Genomic DNA, 23,825 nt, shown 5'->3' on the forward strand with positions numbered 1-23,825 from the left:
TTGAGGGCCATGTTTTGTGTGATTTCATGATTTTCCCTCAGACGTGGCCCTCTAACCCTGTTTGAGGGCCATGTTTTGTGTCTTCCTACAACAAAAGCCGCTCCATCGTTATGAGCGGCTTTCATCATATTATTTAAGTGTTGCTTCGACAAATCCTCTGAACAATTGCTGTGGTCTTGTCGGACGTGATAAAAATTCCGGATGGAACTGACAAGCGACAAACCATTTATGATCAGGAATCTCAACGATTTCGACAAGACGGCCGTCAGGTGATGTTCCTGAGAAGACCAGTCCTTTTTCTTCAAGGCGCTGACGGAATTCATTGTTGAACTCATAACGGTGACGGTGACGTTCGTGAACTAATGACTCCCCATATGCTTCATGTGCTTTTGTACCTTCAACCAGCTGACATGGATATAAGCCGAGACGCAGTGTTCCACCTAGATCGACGACATCTTTCTGGTCAGGCAGCAGGGCGATGACCGGGTACGGCGTATTCGGGTCAAGCTCTGCAGAGTGTGCACCTTCAAGACCAACGACGTTTCGTGCGAACTCAACAGTTGCCAGCTGCATACCGAGACAGATGCCGAGGAACGGGATATTGTTCTCACGAGCATACTGCGTCGCTAAAATCTTTCCTTCAATGCCGCGTTCACCAAATCCACCCGGCACTAAAATACCGTCAACATCACTCAGTTCTTCTTTGAAATTTGTTACATCCAATTGTTCTGAATTGATCCATTTGATCTCTACTTCTTTGCCGAACTCATAACCTGCATGCTTCAATGCTTCAGCGACTGACAAGTAAGCATCCTGCAGCGTGACATATTTACCGACTAACGCGATGCGTGTTTTACCGTTTAAGTGACGAACAGTTTCCAGTAATTTAGTCCACTCCGTCATTTCTGCTTCTTCAGATGCCTCAAGACTGAGACGGTTGATGACGATGTCGTCCATCTTCTGTGCTTTTAATGCTAAAGGCACTTGATATAACGTGTCTGCATCACGGCATTCGATGACTGATTGTTTATCGATGTCACAGAACAAAGCGATTTTGTCGCGTAAGTCCTGCGTCATTTCGTATTCCGTACGGACAACGATCATGTCCGGCTGGATGCCTAGTCCGCGCAGTTCTTTCACACTGTGCTGAGTCGGTTTCGTTTTCATTTCACCTGCTGCTTTAATGTAAGGGAGCAGTGTACAGTGAATGTACATGACATTTTCACGGCCGAGATCGCTCTTGATCTGACGGATCGATTCTAAAAATGGCAGTGATTCAATGTCCCCTGTCGTACCACCGATTTCTGTGATGACGACATCTGCTTTTGTGCTTTCGCCGGCAAGCAGCAGACGTGATTTAATTTCGTTCGTAATGTGCGGGATGACCTGCACAGTCCCGCCTAAATAATCACCGCGACGTTCTTTTTTCAAGACATGGGAATACACTTTCCCTGCTGTCACGTTGGAATACTGATTTAAGTTGATGTCGATGAAACGCTCATAGTGTCCGAGGTCAAGGTCCGTCTCCGCACCGTCGTCTGTCACGAATACTTCACCGTGCTGATACGGACTCATCGTTCCTGGATCGACGTTCAAGTACGGGTCAAATTTCTGGATGGTCACATTCAATCCACGGTCTTTCAATAATCGTCCTAAACTTGCTGCTGTAATCCCTTTACCTAATGACGAAACAACGCCGCCAGTTACAAAAATAAATTTAGTCATTACGTTCCTCCTGAATAAAAAAATAAAAAACGCTCCTTTTGCAGATCGCAAAGGGAGCGTATTGGTTTATACGTTTGTCCTAATTAAAGGAGCCCAAGTAAAATAATAATCACTTTTAACAGTAATGTCAATAACGAACCTATTCTTCTTCTTCTTCGCCGTAATCTTCATCTTCATCTTCATCATCTTCGAACTCATCTTCTTCAACGACAAGTCCAGCTGAATCAATCTCGTCTTCCACTTCTTCGTCTTCAGGATCTTCCAAGTTCTCTTCATCAGAACCGCCTTCAACGACTAGATCAAGCTCATCTTCCACTTCTTCTTCACCAAGAAGGACGATGTTAGCATCATCTTCATCTTCGTCAAGAACGTCGAATTTCTGAATAGTCGGTGCGATTTTTTCTTCGATGTCGTCCACTGAATACCAGTCGCGCAGCCCCCAGATACTTTCGCCTGTAGACAGGAAGCGGCCGTCTGTATTCAAGTCAGTATAAAATTGAAGCACACGTGTTTCAATCTCTTCATCTTTATAGCCACCGATTTTTTTAAATTCATCGATCATATCATAAAGGCCTGTATCTTTGCCCTGCTCGCTTAAATAGAGGTAGGCAAGGTCAATGAATGAGTTCTCGTTCATCATTTCTTTAGTATAGTCACTGATTTTCATTAATGTTCGTCCTTTCAGCTCGTTCAGTCGATTTTTATTCACAGTTCATCATATCAAGAACCCGGCTGTTTTTCCAGTAAATTTTGTTAGCGCATGAGCTGCCGTGAAATGACGAGCCTCTGAATCTGCTGTGTCCCTTCATAGATCTGTGTGATCTTGGCGTCCCGCATAATGCGTTCGACCGGATAATCCGTCGTATAGCCGTAACCGCCGAAGATCTGGACAGCATCTGTCGCCGCTTTCATCGCAGTGTCGGCAGCAAACAGTTTCGCCATGCTGCTCATCTTCGTATTCGGCTGACCGTTTGACAAATACCATGCTGCCTGACGGGTGAGCAGTCTCGCCGCTTCTATCTCCGCAGCCATGTCCGCCAGCATAAATCCAACGCCTTGATGCAGAATGATCTTCTTGCCGAATGTCTCCCGCGTATTGGCATAGTCCACCGCATGGTCGAGTGCACTTTGTGCGATGCCGACTGCCTGTGAGGCAATGCCCATCCGACCACCGTCCAGTGCCGCCATCGCTATTTTGAATCCTTCACCGACTGCCCCGAGCACATGGTCTGCCGGTACAAAGACGTCTTCGAATATGATTTCAGTCGTTGCTGATGACCTGAGTCCCATCTTATCTTCCTTCTTGCCGACTGACAGCCCGTCGTTGTTACCGTCAATGACAAAGCACGTGACTTCACCGTCCAGCCGGGCGAAAACGATATAAATATCAGCGTAGCCGCCTGACGTGATCCAGATTTTACTCCCATTCAGTATATAGCCCCCGTCAGCCGTCCGCGCTGTAAGCTTCATCGCCTGGACGTCGCTTCCTGCATCCGGTTCACTTAATGCATAGGCCGCCAAGTATTCGCCGCTCGTCAATCTGGGTAAATACTTGTCTTTCAGCGCATCCGTTCCAAAGCGGTAGATCGGCACACAGCCGAGCGACACATGCACCGATAATGTCACACCCATCGACGCATCGACCCGCGATAGTTCTTCAAGGCAGAGGGAATAGCTTAAATAATCCATGCCCGCGCCACCATAGGCTTCAGGAATAACTATTCCCGTCAGTCCAAGGTCCCCCATCTCCTGAAACAATGACCGGTCAAACCGTGCCTGCTGGTCCCGTTCTTTGACGGTCGGGCCGATGCGCTCAAGCGCAAACTCCCGCACCATCTTCTTCAGCATCTGCTGTTCATCCGTCAATTTAAAATCCATGCGTCTTCCCCTTTGCCGCATAAAAACAGCTCAATCATCATCTACTCATGATTCAGCTGCTTATGCATTAATATTTGATGAGTTTAGTTAATACGTCCGGTTCCTGCTGGTCCATATGAACAAAATTTGCGTTCAAATAATCATCCGGCTCATTCGTTGAGACGACAAGTTTCAGTACATCCGGTTGATGTTTACGGACGAACGTCGCCAGTTGACGCAGCGCACTCTCTCTTACTGCTGCATCATCTGCTTCAAATGAAGTGATGTACGCGGTCTCTCCTTCAATGTCAAGCTTAATACGACCTGCAGGCTCACCGTCTTTTTCAAGGATAATATGCTGGTCCTGCTTCACGAGGCGCAGCTTGGAAACATATTTGCCTTCGAGATCCAGGTAATAAAGCCGCTCTTTGCCGATCGGCCCTTCAGGATTAGTCGCCAGATGCAGGAATCCTGCCCGTTCATATAAGTTCCATGCTGCCTGATTTTCGGCATCGACGACTAAATACAGATGTTCGAAATCCGGAAACACCGTCTGAACAAACGACGGGATGTTCATCATAATCTCTGTACCATATCCTGATCCTTGAAGCTGTGAATTGATTGACAGGCTTCTGACGTATACTGCGTTGATCGGTGTATCATAGCCTTCGTGCTGATAATATTGATGAAGCACAAAGAACCCGACGACCTGCCCTTCTTTGTTCAGCACGATGCACGGCCTTCTGTTCGGATCCATCAACCCTTCATCCAGTACATCTTTCGGCAGCGATGAGTAGATCAGTTGACGCTCCTCCAGTTCAAATGCTTCCAGCTGTGCCCTATATTTCTCGTTGTATTGTACGATATCGATTCTTGAACCGTTATATTCCACTGTTATACCTCCAGGAGAATAGCGTCCCCCTGTCCACCGCCGCTGCAGATCGCAGCAATCCCTTTTCCGCCACCTTCACGTTTCAAGCTGTGAATCAGTGTGAGAATGATCCGGGCGCCGCTAGCACCGATTGGATGGCCAAGAGCCACTGCCCCTCCGTTTTTATTTATTTTTTCTGATGGTAGCTGTGCAATCTGCTGGCTGGCAAGCGCTACTGAACTGAACGCTTCGTTCATTTCAAATAACGTCACATCATCAGAGGTCAAGCCTTGTTCCTCAAGGAGCTTATTGATGACGAGTCCCGGCGTTTCAGGGAAACGTTCCGGAGCTACACCGATTTCACTGTGCGCAAGCAGTGTCGCCAGTACATCACAGCCCCGCTGCTCTGCCTGTTCTCTAGTCATGACGACTAGTGCACAAGCGCCGTCGTTGATGCCCGGTGCATTGCCTGCTGTTACAGTTCCACCGTCTTTAACGAAGGCCGGTTTCAGTGCGCCCAGTTTGTCGACTGTCGTATCGCGGCGCAGCGCTTCATCTTTGTCGACGATGATCGTCTGTTTGCGTGTCTTCACTTCAACAGGTACAATCTCTTCGTCAAACAGACCGGAATCAATCGCATGGATGGCCTTCTGGTGTGACTCATAGCTGAACTGATCCTGCTGTTCACGGGTCAAGTTGAACTTTGCTGCCGTCTGGTCACCGTACACCCCCATATGCCCGCCGGTAAAGCTGCATGTCAGACCATCATAGATAAGGCCGTCGATGAACTCAACATTCCCCATCATCTTGCCGTAGCGCATATCCTTCGAATAGAATACAGCGTTCGACATGGATTCCATACCGCCTGCAACGACTGTCTGATAATGGCCGAGCTTAATCTGATCCATCGCATGAGACACGGCACGCATACCTGACGCACAAACTTTGTTGACCGTTTCAGTATGCACAGTGAACGGAATATCCGCATGCTTCTGCGCCTGACGTGACGGGAGCTGTCCCTGTCCTGCCTGCAGCACGTTACCCATGATGACCGCATCAACCGAATCAGGTGCCAAGTTAATGCTGTCAAGCGCCCCTTTAATCGCGATGCCGCCAAGTTCACCTGCCGTCTTTGATTTCAGACTTCCGCCGAGCTTGCCAAATGGTGTTCTCTTACCAGCAACAATTACTACCTCAGTCATCTTTACACTACCCCTTTTTTAATGGATTCATTCAGTAATTCCGCTAAATCTTTCGTTTGGACGTGGTCATTCACTTCCAGTGCTTTAGTACCGTCTGAAATCATTGTCAAACAGAACGGACAGGCTGTCGCAATCGTTGTGGCGTGTGTCGCCAGTGCCTGTTCTGTCCGGTTGATATTGACGCGTTCCCCTTCTTCTTCTGTCCACATCATCCCGCCGCCCGCACCGCAGCACATCGCATCTTGACGGTTGCGCTTAATCTCAACGACGTTGGCACCGATAGATTCCAGCAGTTGACGCGGTGCACTGTAGACATCGTTGTAGCGGCCGAGATAACACGAATCGTGATAAGTGATGGTTTCATTGATGGTTTCGGTCGGCTGCAGTCGGCCCGCTGCAACGAGTTCTGCTAACAGCTCTGTATGGTGCTTCACTTCAATGTCGAGTCCGAAATCCGGATATTCATTTTTGAACGTATGATACGCATGCGGATCGATTGTGACAAGCTTAGTCGCACCTGTCTTCTGAATATCTTTGACGTTCTTTTCGGCCAGCTCCTGGAACAGGAATTCATTGCCGAGTCTCCGGACAGTGTCACCTGAATTCCGCTCTTTGTTACCGAGTATCGCAAATGTAACACCTGCTTGATTCAGCAGTTCACAGAAGCTCGCGGCAATTTTCTGCGAGCGTTTGTCGAAAGCACCCATCGATGATACCCAGAACAAATATTCAAAAGGTGTGTCGCCGAGCTCCTTGACTGTCGGAATAACTACATCCGGATAGTCGTCACGCCATTTTTCCTTATCCTTCTTATTCAGCCCCCACGGATTGCCTTGACGTTCGATGTTCTGCATCGCGCGCTGTGCATCGGGTTTCATACGCCCTTCAGTCATCACTAAGTAACGGCGCATATCGATGATCTTGTCGACATGCTCGTTCATGACGGGACACTGATCTTCGCAGTTGCGGCACGTCGTACATGCCCAGAGCTCTTCTTCTGAGATGACGTCACCGACCAGCTCGGGATGATAAAGTTCTGAAGGCGTACTGCTTGCTGCCAGCTGATTGCCTGTCGTTCCTGCAAACAACGGCGCCGGTACCCATGGTGATTGACTCGTCACAGCTGCGCCGGTCAGTGTCAGATGATCCCGCAGCTTCGTAATAAGATGCATCGGTGACAGCGTCTTACCGGTCAGAGTTGCCGGACACATATTCGTACAGCGGCCGCACTCCACACATGCATACAGATCGAGCAGCTGTTTGTCAGTGAACTGATCAATCTTCGACACACCGAATGCCGGTTCTTCTGATTCTTCTGTTTCTTCGTCTTCTAGTTCAAAGTTAATCGCGTCAAGTTTCCCTGTCGGACGCGTTCTATTCAAATAAACGTTCGCTGGTCCTGCAATTAAATGGGCATGCTTTGACTGCGGCACGTATACTAGGAATGACAGCAGGAAGAGCAGATGCAGCCACCAGAATATAAAAAACAGCACGGCTGCTGCAGACTGCGGAATGAACTGAAGTACTGAAGCCATGGTCGAGGCAACCGGTTCAGCCCAGTGAAGCGCTGTGTTACCGTTCCAGATCAGCTGCATGGCATTCGCAAGCAGCACTGTGACCATCAGACCACCGATAAAGATCAGTACGAGCCCCGCTTTAAAGCCTCTTTTCAGCCGGTTCAGCTTCTCAATATAACGTCTGTAAAAAGCCCAGACAACAGCGACGAGTATCATCAGCGTCACCAGCTCCTGGAAAAACGTAAACGCCGGATAGAGCGGTCCGAGCGGCAGATGTTTCCCGGGCAATAGTCCTTTAATGATGAGATCAACCGCTCCGAACTGCACCAGCAGAAAGCCATAGAAAAACATCACGTGGATGACTCCTGACTTCTTATCCTTCAGTAGTTTCTTCTGGCCGAACACGTTGACCAGAACTTTATTGATACGTTCATCACGCGCTTCGTTGAATTCATGTTTCCGTCCGAGCTTGATGAACTGATAACGCGTTTTGACTAAGTAGACAAACAAATAGACGGCATAGCCTGTCACCGCTAAAAATAACAGCCAGTTCAAGTAAATCAATTTATCCATAACGCTCCCCCTTGACCCCTTTGTCTTCATTCTACATAATGAATGAACATTCAGTCAATAATAATCTGAAAATTCTTACGCTTGACAACAGGTGCCAAAAGAAGTGATTTTACTCTTTCAGTCAGTCATATAATAAAATTTCTATAAAACATTTAAAAATGCATTTAAATTATTCTATTTAACTGCTATAATTAACTTACCTAGGCAACTCAAAAAAGGAACGGGACTGCACCCGCTCCTTTTTTTTGTTGTGTCAAGACATTGTTAACGAGGCATTTGTAGTATAATAACAGAAAAACTTGAGGACGGGATAATGACATGAAAATTGGAATAGATGCAGGCGGAACATTGATTAAAATTGCAATCGAAGAGAACGGACAGCTGACGTTCGACAAACAGCCGTCCACTGCGATCGACGACGTAGCAGCGTGGCTCTCCAGGATGCCTGACGCAGAAGTTTCTTTGACAGGTGGTAAAGCCACTTATCTGCAGTCATTGATTCCGCAGACAGCTTTCCAGTCGATTGAATTCGATGCGACATTCAGAGGACTGCAGAGCTTTCTTGAAGCTCATGATACACCGCTTGATAACTATATATTTGCGAACGTCGGCACAGGAACATCGATTCACTTTGTCGATGGACAGAACCAGCTCCGAGCCGGCGGGACAGGTGCCGGCGGTGGAATGATTCAAGGACTCAGCTATTTATTGACTGGACTTACTGATTTCAGTGAGGTGACACGCCTGGCACTTGCAGGCGACCGCGACAAGATCGATTTGAAAGTCAAACACATCTATAAAGGCGATAAAACCCCGATTCCGGGCGACCTCACTGCTGCGAACTTCGGCAACGTGCTGCATAACAGAGTAGATATGACCTTTACCCCGGAAGATAAGCTTGCTGCTGTCATGGGAATTGTCGGCGAGACCGTGACAACCATCTCAATTCATGCTGCACGTGAGTTCAACACAGCGCACGTCGTCTATATCGGATCGTCATTTTTAGCGAATGACCTGCTGCGTGATGTCGTCATGGATTATACAGTGCTGCGCGGGTTCAAACCTTATTTCATTGAAAACGGTGAGTATTCCGGTGCTGTCGGAACGATGAGACTGCGCGATGAAGCTTAAAGCCCCGCAGACAGCGCTTTGTACAGTAGTCATTGAAGATCAGGCCGTCAGTTTGACCCGTGACGACGGCCGCTGCCATTATAAGAACTGTGTGATCACGCTCGATGATACGGTGCGGGAATTAGATGAAATGATTTTTACAGGCTGTCAGTTTGAAGGAGATTTTTCTGCAGTCCACGTGACCGATACGATGTTTGAAAAATGCCGGCTGATGACGATGACGTTTGAACACATCAGTTTTCGCAGAGTCAGCTTCCGCCATTGCCAGATGACAGGATTCAGCTGTGACGATGTCGGCATGAAAGATGTCAGTTTTGAAAGCAGCAAAATGAATCTATTGAACTTAGTCAACAGCACATTTGAAGGCGTGAATTTTGTCGATAACGACATGACTGACAGCTATTTTTTCCATATCAAACCTCAGAAATGGACTGTGCAATCATGCCGCTTCACCAGCGCAGCATTCATAGAAACGCCGCTTACTGGACTGAATTTAAGTGATTCTGATTTAGAAGGTATTACGGTTCAGGCAGATGATCTCGTCGGCGTCACAGTCAATCGATACCAGGCAGCAGACATTATCTCTCTGTTTGGCATAGAAGTGATAGATTGAAGGCCATGTTTTGCCTGATTTCTCGATTTTCTCTCAAACATGGCCTTCTAATTCTGTTTGAAGGCCATGTTTCGCCTGATTTCTCGATTTTTCCTCAAACATGGCCCTCTAATTCTGTTTGAAGGCCATGTTTCGCCTGGTTTCTCGATTTCCTCTCAAACATGGCCCTCTAATCGTGATTGAAGGCCATGTTTTGCCTGATTTCTCGATTTTCTCTCAAACATGGCCTTCTAATCGTGTTTGAAGGCCATGTTTCACATCAATCACCTGATCACCCAACTTCCATAAACCACAAAAAAATCCGCAGACTTAAACCGTCTGCGAATCTGAACCTCTGTTATTCAGCTTTATTAAATGCTGTAAACTCACTGTCTTTCAGTTCAATTTCTGCTTTTGTACCATGCCATATGCCGACAAATCGCGATGGTGTTTCATTCTTGCTGTAATAATCGCCGTCATAATAAGCAAGCGGGAACAATTGACCTGACTTCACTTCTTCCATAATCCGACTGTAGAATGCTGAATTATCAATTTCAGCATAGTAGCCGAAGAATTTCTTATGTTCGCCTGCCAGCAGATCATTCACTAGTAACAATGATGTCGAGCCGTTCTGGCGGAAGTTCAAGTCTATCGCGTAAACATCGCCGTCAGAGTCGACCAGCAGGTCAAATCCTGCAATGCCTCTGTAGCCGGCATCGATGCCGTTCTGCATGATTTCTCTACCCGCTTCGATGACTTTGTCAGGCACTTGACTTGCTGTTGAATTGCCTTTGTACTTGCCGTATTGATCCGTATTCTGTATAGACGCCCCGAGGTATTTCAGTCCGAGCGTCTCGCTATAGGCATACTGCACACAGTAGTTCGACTCTGCCTGGATGAAATCTTCAATGACAAAGTCTGTAGCGTCTGCCACATTGCCGATACGCTGCAGCGCTCTTTTAAGATCGTCGTCGTTATAACAAATCATCACACCATAGCCGCCAGCTGTCGGATGATCGTCTGCAGGTTTAATGACATACGGATATTCCCAGTTCGCGAGCTGTGCTTCAAGTTCATCGGCACTGACGATGTCACGCCGCGGCAGAAACTTACCTTTTGTCCAGTCAGCGAGCCGCATCTTGTTGTTCAGTGCGATGAATGTCGGACGGTCGATATAGGATGTTTCAGGGTTTACGTAATCCGTTTCATGAGTATACTGGAAGAAAATTTTCTCACCATTATCTTCTGCTTCTCTTAAGCGGGCATTGTAAGACTGCTCATCTGTATAGATGCGGTAGTTGCCCGGCAGTTCGATGTCTGCTGCAGCAAATAAGGCACGCGTTTTGTCGCCGACAGTGGCCTCATGAAGAATGACAGGCATATCCGCAATCAATAATTCACGGGCTGTCAGCATGTTAGATTGATGTCCTTCAGTCGTCAGCCACGGATTTTTTCCGTATGACGGGCGGGACGTAAAAACTACTTGATCTCCGTACAGTTGATGGAGTGTCAGCGGTAGTTTAGCAGTCAAATTATTCATTCATTTACCCCTTCAGATGTTTGTGTAATTGCTTGATCTCCTCAAGCACAGCGGGTTGCGTAATCAGCTCAACCGCCATCGTCGCCATAATACGGGCACCCTGCAGTAATGCACGGTCACCTTCAGCACTTGCTGCTGCCTGCTCAAATTCATACGTATGGCCGATCAGTGTAGATGGTCCAATTTTGAGATGTGGATGAATCGTTGGAATGACATGACTCACATTCCCTGTATCCGTCGACCCAAAACCAAAGTCATCATGCTGAATCTCTTCACCGTGCAGCGCTGCATGGCGTTCAAACAGGTCATCCAGACGGTCATTCAAGATGAATTCGTCGACGCCGTTTTGAATATGATTCAGTCTGAACTGACCGCCGGCAATGTCAGCGGCTCCTTTGGCGATACGTTCCACTTTGTCAGTCAGCACATTCAAATCATGACGGCTGAGCGCACGCGTATAGAATCGTGCTTTCGTATAATCCGGTACGATGTTGGCACTTGCCCCACCATTTAATATAATACCATGAACTTTGTCTTTCGGTTTAATATGTTGACGCAGCTGTGCAATCCCATTAAAAAAGCTGATCATCATATCGAGTGCGTTCACGCCGTTGAAGGCATTTTCAGAGGCATGCGCACTTCTGCCGAAAAATTCAACTTCAAATACATCAACTGCAAGCGTCGGCACGGTGCGGTAAGATTCATGACCAGGGTGGATCATCAGCGCGACGTCACAGTCATCGAACAGCCCAGCTTTGACGTAAGTCGCTTTTGCGCTGCCGTTGACGCCGCCCTCTTCTGCTGGTGTACCGAACACTTTGATTGTTCCGCCGATGTCATCGATGACGGTCTTCAAACTGAGTGCCGCAAGTACACTGCTCGTTCCGATGATGTTATGACCACAGGCGTGACCTAAGTCAGGCAGTGCATCATATTCCGCCAAAAAGGCGATGGTCGGCCCGTGCTTCTCCGCGGCGTACGTCGCAATGAATCCAGTCGGATGGCCTGCGATATCCCGCTCGACCGTGAACCCTTCTCGTTCCAATAGTTCTGATAGTAGTTGCTGCGCATGATATTCTTCGTTTCCGAGTTCGGGCCGTGAATGGATGTCGTGACTGATCTTAATGATGTCGTCCTGATGTGCCGTGATATAATCTGTAATCCGCTTCGTCTGTTCTGGTGCTGTATATGTGTGAGTTGTCATCAAAAAATTCCTTTCTGTCCACTACTATCAAGAAAAAAAGAGACATTCCTTAAAGATAAGGAATGTCTCTTCTTCTTATCTTCCAGCGCTTCAGCTGTAGGAGTTAGCACCTTGCCTTCAGGTAGGTTGCTGGACGTCATAGGGCCTTTCCCTCGATCCGTCTTGATAAGTGATTTAATTGTTATTGATTACTATATAATGTCTACCGGTATTCGTCAACCTTTTCATTCCGATGTTACCGGCAGATAGATTCTGAACTGTGTTCCAGCGACCGTACTCTCCACTTCAATGCTGCCGCTGTGGCTTCTGACAATCTGCTGTGCGACTGCGAGTCCGAGTCCTGAACCGTTATGGTCAGTAGTCGTATTCGTTCCTCTGTAGTAATGGTCGAATATATACGGCAGCTCTTCTTTTTTGATGCCGTTGCCGTTATCAGTGATGGCAATGACCAGCATCTGGTCATCGACTGTCGTGCTGAGCCAGACGTCGACCATGTCATTATGGGCGAATGCATTCGAGATGATGTTCAACAATACCCGCTTCATCCGCTCGCGGTCAATCATTACGACTGCATCTGTCTGATCCACGTATTTCAAGGGCTGATTGTAATGGTCGATAAAGTGCTGAATATACGGTACGATATGCGTCTTTTCCTTGGTGAATTCAAGGAAATCATTTTTCAGCTGGTACGTCATGTTCAAGTCTTTGATCAGCATATCGATGTACAGCGCCTTGTCCTCAATAATCTGCGCAAAGCGGCGGCGCTCCTCTCCCGAGATTTCAATATCGCTCGTCAACAGCTTGCTGTAGCCGTATATCGAGCTGAGTGGTGTCTTCAAGTCGTGGCTGATTCCTGCAATCCATTCCTCGCGGAGCTTACCGATACGGCTCTGATACGTTTCGTCGAGCTTGAGCTTCGCCGTCAGCTCCTTGATGGATTCATCCACTGATGTATACATCTGGTACTTGCGGCGCAGCTTGTGCTTCCGGTAGATCCTGTCATTGTCCGGAACGACGTAATGCCCGTTCTGCAGCATCTTCACCCAGTCGACAAAATGAACAAGCGGCCGCGTCAGACGATGTCCTGCCAGCAGTGCCAGCGCTAAAATAATCGCGAACACAATCACAGAAAAGATCAAATACCAGAGGAAGAAATTTTTGATGTCCTCCATGAATGCCTGATCTTTGAATATGCCGTACTCATCAAAGATAATCTGCTTGTCCAGCACCCCTTGATTTTTCTGGACGAACAAATAATAGCGGCCATCCCGCATCGTTTCCCGCAGCTGGTAGTCATTGAAGTTATCTCCGTTCAAATCCTGGAACCAGGCGTTTTGGACTTCGGTCGTCGATAAGCTGCCGTGAATTTTCGTCAGCTCGTTTGCTCTCGGGCTCTGAATGAACAGCCCGATGTCATGCTGGTCCATATAGCGTTCCAGCTTCTTGTCCTGCCTGAGGTCAAACATTTCAGCTGACTTGACAATCGGCTTCCGGCTGATCAGCACGGCCTGCCGGTCTGGTGACAGCGACCATGTGCGCATATCCTGAATATAATACCAGTACAGACCGTGGAGCGTTTCACCTTGCTGATTGAATACTTTGAGCACTTTGCCATCATCACCTCTGATGACCAGCATGCTCTCATTGTTCTTCAAAGCCTGCTTAAGGTCATCCGTGATGGTGATCTCCTCACCGTCCAGATGAATCAGCGACTGCATGGTCGATGTCGATTCCGTCGTCAAGTCACCAGTGAGCAGCGTCCCGTCCCAGCGGATTGTCAAGTAGATGAAGAGCGAGATGACTGCTATATTCATCAGTACATACAGCAGCAAAAAGTAATTGATGAAGCGCCACGTAAATCTCCGCCCGATACTCATTCTTCGATGCCTACTTTTAGTATGTAGCCGACACTGCGCACCGTGAGCAGCCGCTTCGGCTCACTTGGATTACATTCCAGCTTCTCACGTAGTTTCCTCACGTGGACCATCACGGTATTTTCATCGACGAAACGATTCTCCCATACCGCTTCGTATATCTGTTCTTTCGTCAGCACTTTGTTCTGATTTTCGTACAAATACTGCATCAATAAATACTGCTTACCGGAGAGATGATACGTATGCCCGTCGACCATCAGCTCCGCCTTGTGCTCATCAAAGAAAAAAGGGATATTGCGGTAATCCCGGACGTAGCGCTCAGCATTCGCTTTGACGCGGGCAGCAAGAATGAGCGGATTAAAAGGCTTGGTGATATAGTCATCCGCACCCGCAGCAAATCCTTTTAATTTGTCTTCATCAGTGACATTGGCTGAGACATAGAGAATCGGCGCCTTTGAAAACGCCCGGATGTGATCCGCCAGCTCGTAACCGCAGCCGTCCGGCAGATTGATGTCCAGTATATAGGTGTCATAATGGATGTGCAGCTGATGCACAGCTTCCATGTAACTCGTTGCAATAGCGATTGGTTCGAACCCTTCTTTTGCGAGAATGAACCGGATCAACTCAGCGATTTCAATCTCATCTTCAACAATCAGAACGCTCGTCATCATCTCACCTCTTTGCCATTTGTTATAGCATTAAAGAAGAAGATATTCAATAGTGCATCAGTAACTTTAAGGTAACTTTAAGGTAAATCCGTTTACGAAATCATTTCATTGTCAGCCCCTGCCATTCATGGTATTATTAATTCCGAGTTAAATAGTAGGAAAAAGAGGTGTCATAATGTCTTTATCATTTATGGACATATTTGAAGATTGGGCAGCGGATTATGATGATGCAGTATCTGGTGAGCAGCCTGAATATAAAGATGTCTTTGAAAACTATGCATTTATGCTGGGAGAAGCAGCCAAGCGTGCACATGGCCGCACCATTGAATTCGGTCCAGGGACCGGTAATTTGACGGCGCTGCTGCTGAACAAAGGACTGGACGTCACTGCGATTGAACCAAGCCCGGAAATGGCTGCTATCGGCGAACAGAAGACAGGACTGACGTTTGAGCACGGTGATTTTCTGCACTACAAGGAGCGTCCTGTAGATACATTCATCAGTTCCTATGCGTTCCATCATCTGACCGATGAAGAGAAAGAAACAGCCATCAAGCGCTATGTGCAGCAGTTGAGTGACGACGGCCGCATCATCATATTGGATACGATGTTCAACAGTCCAAAAGACAAAGAGGATATCATTGCACATTACGCGGCACTCGGCTACAACAGCCTCATTGAAGATCTGAACCGGGAGTTCTATCCTCTGAAAGAGACGATGGAAGGCATCGCACGGCGGAGCGGCTGCGACTACGAAGCGATTCAGCTCAATAAGTTCACCCATCTGCAGCTGCTGACGAAGAAGACTGTCAAGCGGCCGAAAGACTTGATCGGTGATACACCACTCGTTGAACTGACGGCCTTCGAACTGCCTGATAACGTCCGACTCTTTGCCAAACTAGAGATGTATAATCTCGGTGGCTCAGTCAAAGACCGCCTCGGTCGCAATATCATCGAGCAGGCACTGCGCCGCGGTGACATCACAACTGGTGAAGTCGTTGAAGCAACGGCCGGCAATACCGGTATCGGGCTCGCCCTCTCGTGTCAGACTCACGGCTTGAAGCTGCGCGTCTATGTTCCTGAGAAGTTCAGCATAGAGAAGCAGGACATCATGCGTGCGCTCGGAGCAGAACTCATCCATACACCGACGGCAGACGGCATGCTCGGTGCACGGGAAGCGGCGAGAGCTTATGCCGATGAGACCGGCGCTTATTATACGAACCAGTTCGAAACATTAGATAATCCAGCAAGTTATGATAAACTTACAAATGAAATCACTGACGCTGTCGGCAGCGTCGCGATGATCGTCGCTGGTGCAGGTAGCGGCGGGACATTTACCGGTCTTGCTGAACGCTTGAAACCAACCGGCACGAGGACAGTCATCGTTGAACCAGAAGGCTCTATCTTAAACGGCGGCGAGAGCGGTGCACACCGTACTGAAGGCATCGGCGTCGAAGTATGGCCGGCATTTCTCAAACCAGAATCCATCGACGCCATTGAAACAATCAGCGATGACGCAGCATTTGATGCGGTCAAACAGCTGGCACAGCAGGAAGGTCTGCTCGTCGGCAGCTCGTCAGGGGCTGCACTCATTGCCGCATTGAACCAGGCACACCACGTGACAGGTAACATCGTCGTCATTTTCCCTGACGCGAGCGACCGTTATTTATCACAACATATATTCGACTAAGGAGCGTTACTATGAAAAAGAAAACTATGATGATCCACGGCGGTCACACAACAGATGAATTTACAGGAGCAGTAGCCCCTCCTATCTATCAGACAAGTACGTACAAACAGGACGGCATCGGCAACTTAAGACAAGGCTATGAATATTCACGCTCAAAAAACCCGACGCGTTCTGCGCTTGAATCACTAATCGCAGACCTCGAGCACGGTACTGACGGCTTTGCGTTCGGTTCAGGGATGGCAGCTGTATCAACTGTAGTGATGCTGCTGAACGCCGGTGACCATATTGTCGTTGGTTCAGATGTGTACGGCGGGACATATCGAGTCTTCACAAAAGTATTCGACCGTATCGGGGTCAAATCAACATTCGTTGATACGACAGACGAAGCAGCCGTGAGAAATGCGATTACAGCGCAGACAAAAATGCTGTACATCGAAACACCGACTAACCCGCTGTTGAACGTGACAGATATTGCCCGCATGGCAGAAATTGCTCGTGAGCATCAGTTAATCACGGTCGTCGACAACACATTCATGACCCCTTATTTCCAGAACCCGCTTGATTCTTGGCGCAGATATCGTGCTGCACTCCGCAACGAAATATATCGGCGGACACAGCGATGTCGTCGCAGGACTGCTCGTAACGAAAGATGCTGATTTAGCTGAACGTATCGGCTTCATCCAGAACTCAGTCGGTGGTGTACTCGGACCACAGGACAGCTTCCTGTTAGTACGCGGTATTAAAACACTTGCCATCCGCATGGAACAGACAGAGCGAACAACGCTTGAAATTGTCGACTACTTGAATCATAATGACGTTGTAACAAACGTCTTCCATCCAAGCCAGTTGAACGATGCACAGCTTGCCATCCAACAACGCCAGGCATCAGGATTCGGCGGCATGATTTCATTCGACGTCGGTTCTAAAGAAAAAGCAGAAGCCCTTGTGAAATCATTGAAATACTTCACATTAGCTGAATCACTCGGCGCCGTAGAAAGCTTGATTTCAGTACCGAGCCAGATGACTCACGCCTCTATTCCACGCGAACGCCGTCTTGAACTGGGCATTACTGATGGACTCGTTAGAATTTCTGTCGGCATCGAAGACAGCGAAGATTTACTAGAAGACTTAAAACAAGGCTTTGCAGCCATTCAATAAGGAGTGTCAACTATGCAGAAAATGAACGTAGAGAGCTTCAACCTCGACCACACAAAAGTCGTGGCACCATTTGTCCGTCTTGCCGGAATTAAAGAAGGTCAACGCGGCGATGTCATCCACAAATATGACATCCGCTTCAAGCAGCCGAACAAAGAACATATGGAAATGCCGGCATTACATTCACTTGAACATTTGATGGCTGAAAATATCCGCAACCATTCAGACAAAGTCGTTGATATTTCACCGATGGGCTGCCAGACCGGTTTTTACTTGTCATTGATCAATCACGATAACTATGATGACGTCCTCAGCATACTGGAAAACACACTGAAAGATGTACTCGCAGCGACAGAAGTTCCAGCCTGCAACGAAGTACAGTGCGGCTGGGCAGCAAGCCACAGTTTAGAAGGTGCACAACAATTAGCATCAGACATGCTCGCTAAAGAAGATGAGTGGGCAGTCATCTATCAGGATTAATGATAGAAGCAATCATGCAGAAGGTCCTCATTCCATGAGAATGAGGACCTTTTGCATGATTATTTATCAACTGAACTCTGTCCGGTAATGTTCGAACCTTGAATGAAGTATCTCTGAAACATGAAGAACAGCACGATGACGGGAAGCAGTACCATGAGCGACCCTGCCATCAAGTAGTTCCATTGTGTCGTGCTGCGTTCTTTGAATACTTGCAGACCGATCTGCAATGTATACAGATTCTCATCATTGATGTACAGCAGCGGCCCTAAAAAGTCATTCCACACACCGTTGAACGTAAATATCGCAACGGTTGCGAGCGCCGGCAGCACGAGCGGCAGCCCGATCTTTCTGAAGATATAGAAATGACTGGCCCCTTCCATGCGCGCCGCTTCTATATAGGATTTCGGTATACCCATGAAGAACTGGCGCAGCAGGAAGATGTTGAAAGCACTGCCGAAAAAGGCCGGCAGTATGAGTGGATAGTAAGTATTCAATAAATGCAGCTTGGCGAACAGCACATACTGCGGAATGAGCGTCACAAATCCCGGAATCATCATCGTGCCGAGAACAATCAAAAACCAGATTTTCTTGCCTTTGAAGTCTAGTTTCGCAAAGCCGTACGCAATGAATGCATTGACGAAGACGTTTGCGACAACGCTGATCAAGGTGATGACGAGTGAATTCACCGCATAAGTCGTAAACGGTGCGGCCTGCCACGTGTTCATATAGTTCTCAAAATGCCATTCTTTCGGAATAAAGGTCGGTGTCCCCATAATTTCTTCCATTGTTTTCAGTGACGTGGCAATCATCCACCATATCGGGCTCAATATGACGAGTGAACCCGCTGCAAGCAGTACGAAGTTGAACCATTTCCAGAACGGACTGACGTGATTTTTCATCAGTTATCTTCGCCTCCTTCGTAATGCACCCAGCGCGGCGCGAGCTTCAAGTTGATGACGGTCAAGATCAGCACGAGCACGAATAAGATCCAGCTCATCGCCATGGCGTAACCCATATCAAACGCCTTGAATGCTTTCAGCCACATATAAAGATTATAGAACAACAGTGAATTCGACGGTGAACCTGCGCCGTCGCTGCTCATGACGTAAGCTTCCTGGAAAATCTGGAATGCACCGATTGTACTGGTCACGATATCGAAGAAGATGATCGGCGTAATCATCGGCAGCGTGATGTTTCTGAATTTCTGCCAGCGATTCGCACCGTCCATATCTGCTGCCTCGTACAGAGACTTCGAAACCCCTTGCAGACTTGCTAAATACAACAGCATACTGCCGCCGACGCTCCATAGTTTCATGAAGATCAGTGATGGTTTTGTCCATTCAGGGTCAAGCAGCCAGTTCGGGCCGTCGATACCGATGTAGCCGAGCGCTGTGTTGACAAGCCCTGTCGACGGATCCAGCAGCTGCATCCACAGTAAGTACACACCGACGCCTGATAATACAGCCGGAAGATAGTAGATCGTCCTGAAAATTCTCATGCCCGGTATGTCCTGATTCATCATCAGTGACAGCACGATAGCACCGACCGTTGTCAGCGGTACAGAGAAGATGACAAAGAACAAGGTATTCATCATCGATGTATAGAACAGTTCGTCTTCCTTGAACAGTCTCGAATAGTTGGACAGACCGACGAAATCCATCTGCGACGTAATGTTGTAATTCGTAAAACTCGCATATAACGAAAAAAGAATCGGTCCTAGTGTAAACACTAGGAACCCAAATATCCACGGTGAAATAAATAAGTAGCCGGCCAGATTATCTTTATATTGTTTTTTCATCCGGCTCACCTACTTGCTATTCTGCTCAACTAATTTCTCTACATCTGTTTGAGCTTTCTTCAGTCCTTCCTGTGGCGTCTTTTTGCCCTGCATGATGTTATCAAACTGAGGATTGACTAGGTTGAAATAGTCTGGTGCTGATACAGGAACCGGTGTGAGAATAGTATCCTCTAAGTTATCAACCGCTGCCTGGTATGCTTCTTTTTTATTGCCTGACAGATTGCTGCCGGCCGCTTCAGCCGCTTTTTCGTTTGCTACTAAGTCAAACGTCTCCTCAGCCCAGTACTGCTGGTTTTTCTCGTTAGTCAGGAATTTGATGAAATCATAAGCCTCATCTTTATGTTTCGAGCCTTTCGGGATTTCTGCGACAAATCCGCCGCCCCAGCTCGTCGGCTGTTCCCCTGCTGTTACAGCTGGCAGTGGTGCAACACCGTAATCGATGTCTTTAGCGTAATCGTCCATCTGTGTCGCAAAGCTCTGGTCTTTAACAATCATGCCGACATCACCTGCGAAAAATGGATTTCCTTGCTGACTGTCGAATTTAGCCTGGAATTTCTGCAGTGTATCGCTGCCGTATTTATCCTGCCATTGTTTCAGCCAGTTCATCGTATCGATATTCTGCTCTGTATCGATCGACACATTGCCGTCCATATCGATATAGTTTTTGTGGTTGGCGTTCGTAATCCAAATATCAGGGCCTGCGCCGAACAATGGATAGAAGCCGATTTTGTTATAAGTTGAGCCTTTTTTCTGATCCAGCTTAGCGGCATAAGTTTTTAGTTCCGCCCAAGTTGTCGGTGGCTTCTCAGGATCGAGTCCTGCTTGTTTGAAGGCATCTTTGTTATAGAATAATACGCGTGTATCTGTATTGTAAGGAATACCGTATGTTTTCCCTTCATATTGTGTCGCATCCCACAGTTCTTCAGAGAACTGACTCGATAAATCATCTTTCTCAACAAATGAAGTCAGATCTTCTGCTTGATTTTTCATGCCGCGAAGTGCTGTCGCATTAATATCATTGATCACGACATCAGCTGGATTTCCTGCTGCAATCGCCGCTAAGTTCTTCGTCCAGATGTCCCCCCATGGTAAATAGGTATGCTTCACGACTACTTTATCCTGCGAATCATTGTAGTCATCAATGATTTTATTCAATGTAGCTTTACGCGGGTCAGAACCCCAGAATGTCCAAAATCTGATTTCCGTCTTACCACCTTCTGCTTGATCGTTAGAATCATTTTTGCCGCTGTTCGGGACTAACCCGCCACATCCTGCAAGCATAAGCACAAATACTAATAACATACCCAATAATCGTTTCATTCTTTTTCCCCCTTAAATAAGTTGTCACATACAATTAAAATGCATATATAATGATAAATAAAAAAGCAGGCAACCTGCTTTTCTACTATTAAAATCTGATGATATTGACAGCACCGTAGACGTCATCAAAGTGATTCAATACTTTTAACTGATGGTCTACGATATCTAATTTGTATGGACCTGTTGTTGCATCAAGTTGTGCGATGTCTTGCTGTGATGCATCATCCCGTTTTTTGAAGTTGAACGTCACTGCGTAATCTTTCTGATCGCCGGTACCGTATACTAAGTCACCGATGACTTTGGCTGTGCCGTCCCCTTCGAACAGATGCTGCTGGTCTTCCGGCAGCGTGAAGCGGAATGTGTAGTGCGGTGTATTGTGCATCAAGTGATTGTAGAGCACATCGTCAATCTGGTAGTCAATTCTGGCAGTAAGACCTGCGTCGTCAGGAGTGACTCTGATATTTTTCAGCATAAAGTGCGGCATGTAGAATTCCTGGCCGATATACTTATCAGGCGTCGGCTGTTTTTTCAGCAGCTCAACATGCTGACTGCCTTCGACCTCCTCATCTGATGATTTCTTTTTTAGTACGACAAATGCAGCAGCACCAAGTGCAGCCACACTTAATAACGTGCCGAGCGCAAATGGTGATTTGCTTTTACGCGCAGGCGCTTGATAATGATATGGGCATCCCATAGTTGAACCCCTTTCGTAATTTGAAATTTATCTTTCTATACCCTTTTCTTCTATTCATACGCATAAACGCCGGAAAAAGTTTCAAGTACGGAAAGTGTCATTATTATTATGACACGCCTTGATAGAAAAAACACGAAACAATTGCGGTTAGCAGACGCATCCATACGGTAAATTAACATAATTTACAATGGTTTAACTGAAAATTAACCGTAGTAGTAGATGAAGACGCGTATGATATTATTACGGAGATGATATCATGTTTAACAGAAAAGAACGCCTGCAGCTCATTGAAGCATATGGCAGAGAAGATGCTCTTGCTCGTTATAATGCTGAAGCAGCCATCATATCTAGAGAAGAACTGAATCGACATCAGGCGGCGTTAGACAGAGAATTTCATAACGACAGCCATCTATATGATGCCATCTGCTTTATCGATTACTGCTACACGCACCGCCGAGAAAATTTTGACGATATCGTCGACTGGCTGCATACATTGAGAGCCATTCAACGACAAATCGAAGGATGACCAGCCAGTGAAGGCTGGTCATTTTGTTGAGCGATCCAAGTCAAAGAGTAGCAGCAGCGGCATTGTCATGGCAGCTGGCTTTGCGGGCCATGTTTTGTGTGATTTCATGATTTCCCCTCAAACGTGGCCCGCTAATCTCGTTTGAAGGCCATGTTTTGCTTAATTTCATGATTTTCTCTCAAACATGGCCCGCTAATCCTGTTTTAGGGCCATGTTTTACGTAATTTCATAGTTTTCTCTCAAACATGGCCCGCTAATCCTGTTTTAGGGCCATGTTTTACGTAATTTCATAGTTTTCTCTCAAACATGGCCCGCTAATCCTGTTTTAGGGCCATGTTTTGCTTAATTTCATGATTTTCCTTCAAACATGGCCCGCTAATCCTACTATGTCTTCATTTCAAATAATACTTCGTGGCTCTACCGATTCCTGTCTTCACTGCATGTTCTCTCAATAGGCGTTTGACTGTTGTTTTCGGACTCATCGTCCAGTCCATCGCCTCTTGTATCGTAAATGCGCCCTGCTTGAGCAATACAAATTCCCGCAGATTGGCGAGCATGATGTCTTCGCGTTTGACTTTCCGGCCGCAGCTGCATGTGATATATTTCTTCATCGTATCGATCCCTGCTATCAACTGCCGGCAGCTCTGACATCGCAGCCTTGGATCTATAACATCTACCTCCACCTGTCTGACATTCTGATAAGGATATTTGTCGACATGGGCCCCGACAAGCATCTGGCCGACTTCACATTCATACGTCGATGGTTTGATCTTTTTGAGATGATTCACCACCTGCTGCAACTGGCCGTGAAACACCATCCGTGCATCGCCATTAAATCCGGCAAGGCTGAAGCTGTCGTTGATAAATACGATACGGCTCACCACTTTCATTATCATCCCGTGCATCCTCAAAAAATGTTCCATCATCGTATGCGCACGTTCCAGCTGCGGCCGGTAATCCTTAATGACCACATGATGCCGGTTCACTATATTTCCCCGGTCATAACGATACGGACCGCTGTTATTCTTAATCTCAAAAATGTACACTGTACCGTCGCCGATGACAATGAAATCATACTGGACATATTCGCCGTCTTTCAGCAGCAAGTCCCAGATGACTAGCGCATCAATCCCTGCTATGCTATCAAAAAACTGTCGTTCCCCTTCATAGCCCCGCTGATATTTGTTCAGCTTTCCGGCGTCTTCCAAAGACAGATCCATTCGTTGTTCGAGTGCCTCGAGATAGCACAATTCCACACTTTTGATATGGTCTTTCAGCAGCAACCTATCACCTCCGAAACTATCATAGCACGAAGTGAATTTCTCTGTTTTCAGCCGTCGCTGCAAAATATCAAGAACGTCAGTATGTTCATCACATAATCATCATCCACTTCCCCTATTACTTAAAATTC

At 47.1% G+C, this 23,825-nt stretch carries 20 protein-coding genes, 2 pseudogenes and 1 riboswitch; of the genes and pseudogenes, 7 read left to right on the forward strand and 15 right to left on the reverse strand.

The features are described 5' to 3' along the window. Positions 1-129: 129 nt before the first annotated feature. The 6 genes from pyrG to AC3IPL_RS09320 form a co-directional block, all read right to left on the reverse strand. A complete protein-coding gene (gene pyrG / locus AC3IPL_RS09295) occupies positions 130-1,725 on the reverse strand; it encodes a CTP synthase (RefSeq protein ID WP_489240790.1) in 1,596 nt (531 codons plus the stop codon). 139 nt (positions 1,726-1,864) lie between these two features. Next, on the reverse strand, positions 1,865-2,392 hold the full coding sequence (gene rpoE / locus AC3IPL_RS09300; protein WP_489240791.1) for a DNA-directed RNA polymerase subunit delta: 528 nt from the start codon (positions 2,390-2,392) through the stop codon (positions 1,865-1,867). Positions 2,393-2,478: 86 nt separating this feature from the next. After that, a complete protein-coding gene (locus AC3IPL_RS09305; RefSeq protein WP_489240792.1) occupies positions 2,479-3,603 on the reverse strand; it encodes an acyl-CoA dehydrogenase in 1,125 nt (374 codons plus the stop codon). Positions 3,604-3,670: 67 nt separating this feature from the next. Beyond that, positions 3,671-4,480 (reverse strand): GNAT family N-acetyltransferase, encoded by an 810-nt coding sequence (locus AC3IPL_RS09310; protein ID WP_489242339.1) that lies wholly within the window; start codon positions 4,478-4,480, stop codon positions 3,671-3,673. After that, a complete protein-coding gene (locus AC3IPL_RS09315; RefSeq protein WP_489240793.1) occupies positions 4,477-5,655 on the reverse strand; it encodes an acetyl-CoA C-acetyltransferase in 1,179 nt (392 codons plus the stop codon). Before AC3IPL_RS09315 ends, AC3IPL_RS09310 begins: the two co-directional genes overlap by 4 nt. Before the next feature lie 2 nt (positions 5,656-5,657). Next, positions 5,658-7,745 (reverse strand): (Fe-S)-binding protein, encoded by a 2,088-nt coding sequence (locus AC3IPL_RS09320; protein ID WP_489240794.1) that lies wholly within the window; start codon positions 7,743-7,745, stop codon positions 5,658-5,660. A 318-nt stretch (positions 7,746-8,063) separates the two neighbouring features. Between AC3IPL_RS09320 and coaW the strand changes: the two genes are divergently transcribed. Beyond that, the gene (coaW, locus tag AC3IPL_RS09325) at positions 8,064-8,876 is read left to right on the forward strand and encodes a type II pantothenate kinase (RefSeq protein ID WP_489240795.1); all 813 of its coding nucleotides are present in this window, start codon (positions 8,064-8,066) and stop codon (positions 8,874-8,876) included. After that, positions 8,866-9,489, forward strand: coding sequence for a pentapeptide repeat-containing protein (locus AC3IPL_RS09330; RefSeq protein WP_489240796.1), 624 nt, complete (start codon positions 8,866-8,868; stop codon positions 9,487-9,489). The genes coaW and AC3IPL_RS09330 overlap by 11 nt, the downstream gene beginning before the upstream one ends. A 337-nt stretch (positions 9,490-9,826) precedes the next feature. Here AC3IPL_RS09330 and ldmS read toward each other — a convergent pair whose 3' ends face one another. From ldmS to AC3IPL_RS09350, 4 genes are all read right to left on the reverse strand, one after another. Next, positions 9,827-11,008 (reverse strand): L-aspartate--L-methionine ligase LdmS, encoded by a 1,182-nt coding sequence (gene ldmS, locus AC3IPL_RS09335; RefSeq protein WP_489240797.1) that lies wholly within the window; start codon positions 11,006-11,008, stop codon positions 9,827-9,829. A 4-nt stretch (positions 11,009-11,012) separates the two neighbouring features. Beyond that, positions 11,013-12,212: a M20 family metallopeptidase gene (locus AC3IPL_RS09340; protein ID WP_489240798.1), complete on the reverse strand. Its 1,200-nt coding sequence runs from the start codon at positions 12,210-12,212 to the stop codon at positions 11,013-11,015. Between the two features lie 72 nt (positions 12,213-12,284). Further along, positions 12,285-12,384, reverse strand: a riboswitch (SAM riboswitch). Positions 12,385-12,436: 52 nt separating this feature from the next. After that, the gene (locus tag AC3IPL_RS09345) at positions 12,437-14,089 is read right to left on the reverse strand and encodes a sensor histidine kinase (protein WP_489240799.1); all 1,653 of its coding nucleotides are present in this window, start codon (positions 14,087-14,089) and stop codon (positions 12,437-12,439) included. Beyond that, positions 14,086-14,757 carry a response regulator transcription factor gene (locus tag AC3IPL_RS09350; protein WP_489240800.1) on the reverse strand — a complete coding sequence of 224 codons (672 nt, stop codon included), beginning with the start codon at positions 14,755-14,757 and terminating at the stop codon, positions 14,086-14,088. The genes AC3IPL_RS09345 and AC3IPL_RS09350 overlap by 4 nt, the downstream gene beginning before the upstream one ends. A gap of 187 nt (positions 14,758-14,944) precedes the next feature. Between AC3IPL_RS09350 and AC3IPL_RS09355 the strand changes: the two are divergent. The 4 genes and pseudogenes from AC3IPL_RS09355 to AC3IPL_RS09370 all read left to right on the forward strand — a co-directional run. After that, positions 14,945-15,346: pseudogene (locus AC3IPL_RS09355) on the forward strand (class I SAM-dependent methyltransferase); the annotation flags it as partial. A gap of 198 nt (positions 15,347-15,544) precedes the next feature. After that, a complete protein-coding gene (locus tag AC3IPL_RS09360; protein WP_489242340.1) occupies positions 15,545-16,441 on the forward strand; it encodes a PLP-dependent cysteine synthase family protein in 897 nt (298 codons plus the stop codon). A gap of 11 nt (positions 16,442-16,452) precedes the next feature. Continuing rightward, a pseudogene (locus tag AC3IPL_RS09365) lies at positions 16,453-17,599 on the forward strand (bifunctional cystathionine gamma-lyase/homocysteine desulfhydrase). Positions 17,600-17,611: 12 nt separating this feature from the next. Continuing rightward, complete coding sequence (locus AC3IPL_RS09370) at positions 17,612-18,076, forward strand: S-ribosylhomocysteine lyase (RefSeq protein WP_489240801.1); 465 nt, start codon at positions 17,612-17,614, stop codon at positions 18,074-18,076. Between the two features lie 59 nt (positions 18,077-18,135). Here AC3IPL_RS09370 and AC3IPL_RS09375 read toward each other — a convergent pair whose 3' ends face one another. The 4 genes from AC3IPL_RS09375 to AC3IPL_RS09390 form a co-directional block, all read right to left on the reverse strand. Next, positions 18,136-18,975 carry a carbohydrate ABC transporter permease gene (locus tag AC3IPL_RS09375; RefSeq protein WP_489240802.1) on the reverse strand — a complete coding sequence of 280 codons (840 nt, stop codon included), beginning with the start codon at positions 18,973-18,975 and terminating at the stop codon, positions 18,136-18,138. Then, positions 18,975-19,874 carry a carbohydrate ABC transporter permease gene (locus AC3IPL_RS09380; RefSeq protein ID WP_489240803.1) on the reverse strand — a complete coding sequence of 300 codons (900 nt, stop codon included), beginning with the start codon at positions 19,872-19,874 and terminating at the stop codon, positions 18,975-18,977. Before AC3IPL_RS09380 ends, AC3IPL_RS09375 begins: the two co-directional genes overlap by 1 nt. 9 nt (positions 19,875-19,883) lie before the next feature. Continuing rightward, positions 19,884-21,194: an ABC transporter substrate-binding protein gene (locus AC3IPL_RS09385; RefSeq protein WP_489240804.1), complete on the reverse strand. Its 1,311-nt coding sequence runs from the start codon at positions 21,192-21,194 to the stop codon at positions 19,884-19,886. An 88-nt stretch (positions 21,195-21,282) separates the two neighbouring features. Continuing rightward, positions 21,283-21,888 (reverse strand): hypothetical protein, encoded by a 606-nt coding sequence (locus tag AC3IPL_RS09390; protein ID WP_489240805.1) that lies wholly within the window; start codon positions 21,886-21,888, stop codon positions 21,283-21,285. A 256-nt stretch (positions 21,889-22,144) separates the two neighbouring features. Between AC3IPL_RS09390 and AC3IPL_RS09395 the strand changes: the two genes are divergently transcribed. Next, on the forward strand, positions 22,145-22,414 hold the full coding sequence (locus AC3IPL_RS09395; protein WP_489240806.1) for a hypothetical protein: 270 nt from the start codon (positions 22,145-22,147) through the stop codon (positions 22,412-22,414). Between the two features lie 392 nt (positions 22,415-22,806). On the opposite strand, the gene AC3IPL_RS09400 is transcribed toward AC3IPL_RS09395, so the two are convergent. Beyond that, a complete protein-coding gene (locus AC3IPL_RS09400; RefSeq protein WP_489240807.1) occupies positions 22,807-23,697 on the reverse strand; it encodes a nuclease-related domain-containing protein in 891 nt (296 codons plus the stop codon). Positions 23,698-23,825: the final 128 nt, after the last annotated feature.

The organism is Macrococcus sp. GL_134, from assembly GCF_057834705.1.

Bases quoted from the DNA above. Each gene is read 5' to 3' on its own strand.
- AC3IPL_RS09305 (WP_489240792.1), bottom strand. From the start codon at position 3,603: ATGGATTTTAAATTGACGGATGAACAGCAGATGCTGAAGAAGATGGTG.
- rpoE (WP_489240791.1), bottom strand. From the start codon at position 2,392: ATGAAAATCAGTGACTATACTAAAGAAATGATGAACGAGAACTCATTC.
- ldmS (WP_489240797.1), bottom strand. From the start codon at position 11,008: ATGAATAATTTGACTGCTAAACTACCGCTGACACTCCATCAACTGTAC.
- AC3IPL_RS09390 (WP_489240805.1), bottom strand. From the start codon at position 21,888: ATGGGATGCCCATATCATTATCAAGCGCCTGCGCGTAAAAGCAAATCA.
- AC3IPL_RS09315 (WP_489240793.1), bottom strand. From the start codon at position 5,655: ATGACTGAGGTAGTAATTGTTGCTGGTAAGAGAACACCATTTGGCAAG.
- AC3IPL_RS09380 (WP_489240803.1), bottom strand. From the start codon at position 19,874: ATGAAAAAACAATATAAAGATAATCTGGCCGGCTACTTATTTATTTCA.
- AC3IPL_RS09340 (WP_489240798.1), bottom strand. From the start codon at position 12,212: ATGACAACTCACACATATACAGCACCAGAACAGACGAAGCGGATTACA.
- AC3IPL_RS09370 (WP_489240801.1), top strand. From the start codon at position 17,612: ATGCAGAAAATGAACGTAGAGAGCTTCAACCTCGACCACACAAAAGTC.
- AC3IPL_RS09330 (WP_489240796.1), top strand. From the start codon at position 8,866: ATGAAGCTTAAAGCCCCGCAGACAGCGCTTTGTACAGTAGTCATTGAA.
- AC3IPL_RS09385 (WP_489240804.1), bottom strand. From the start codon at position 21,194: ATGAAACGATTATTGGGTATGTTATTAGTATTTGTGCTTATGCTTGCA.
- AC3IPL_RS09375 (WP_489240802.1), bottom strand. From the start codon at position 18,975: ATGAAAAATCACGTCAGTCCGTTCTGGAAATGGTTCAACTTCGTACTG.
- coaW (WP_489240795.1), top strand. From the start codon at position 8,064: ATGAAAATTGGAATAGATGCAGGCGGAACATTGATTAAAATTGCAATC.
- AC3IPL_RS09320 (WP_489240794.1), bottom strand. From the start codon at position 7,745: ATGGATAAATTGATTTACTTGAACTGGCTGTTATTTTTAGCGGTGACA.
- AC3IPL_RS09350 (WP_489240800.1), bottom strand. From the start codon at position 14,757: ATGATGACGAGCGTTCTGATTGTTGAAGATGAGATTGAAATCGCTGAG.
- AC3IPL_RS09395 (WP_489240806.1), top strand. From the start codon at position 22,145: ATGTTTAACAGAAAAGAACGCCTGCAGCTCATTGAAGCATATGGCAGA.
- pyrG (WP_489240790.1), bottom strand. From the start codon at position 1,725: ATGACTAAATTTATTTTTGTAACTGGCGGCGTTGTTTCGTCATTAGGT.
- AC3IPL_RS09345 (WP_489240799.1), bottom strand. From the start codon at position 14,089: ATGAGTATCGGGCGGAGATTTACGTGGCGCTTCATCAATTACTTTTTG.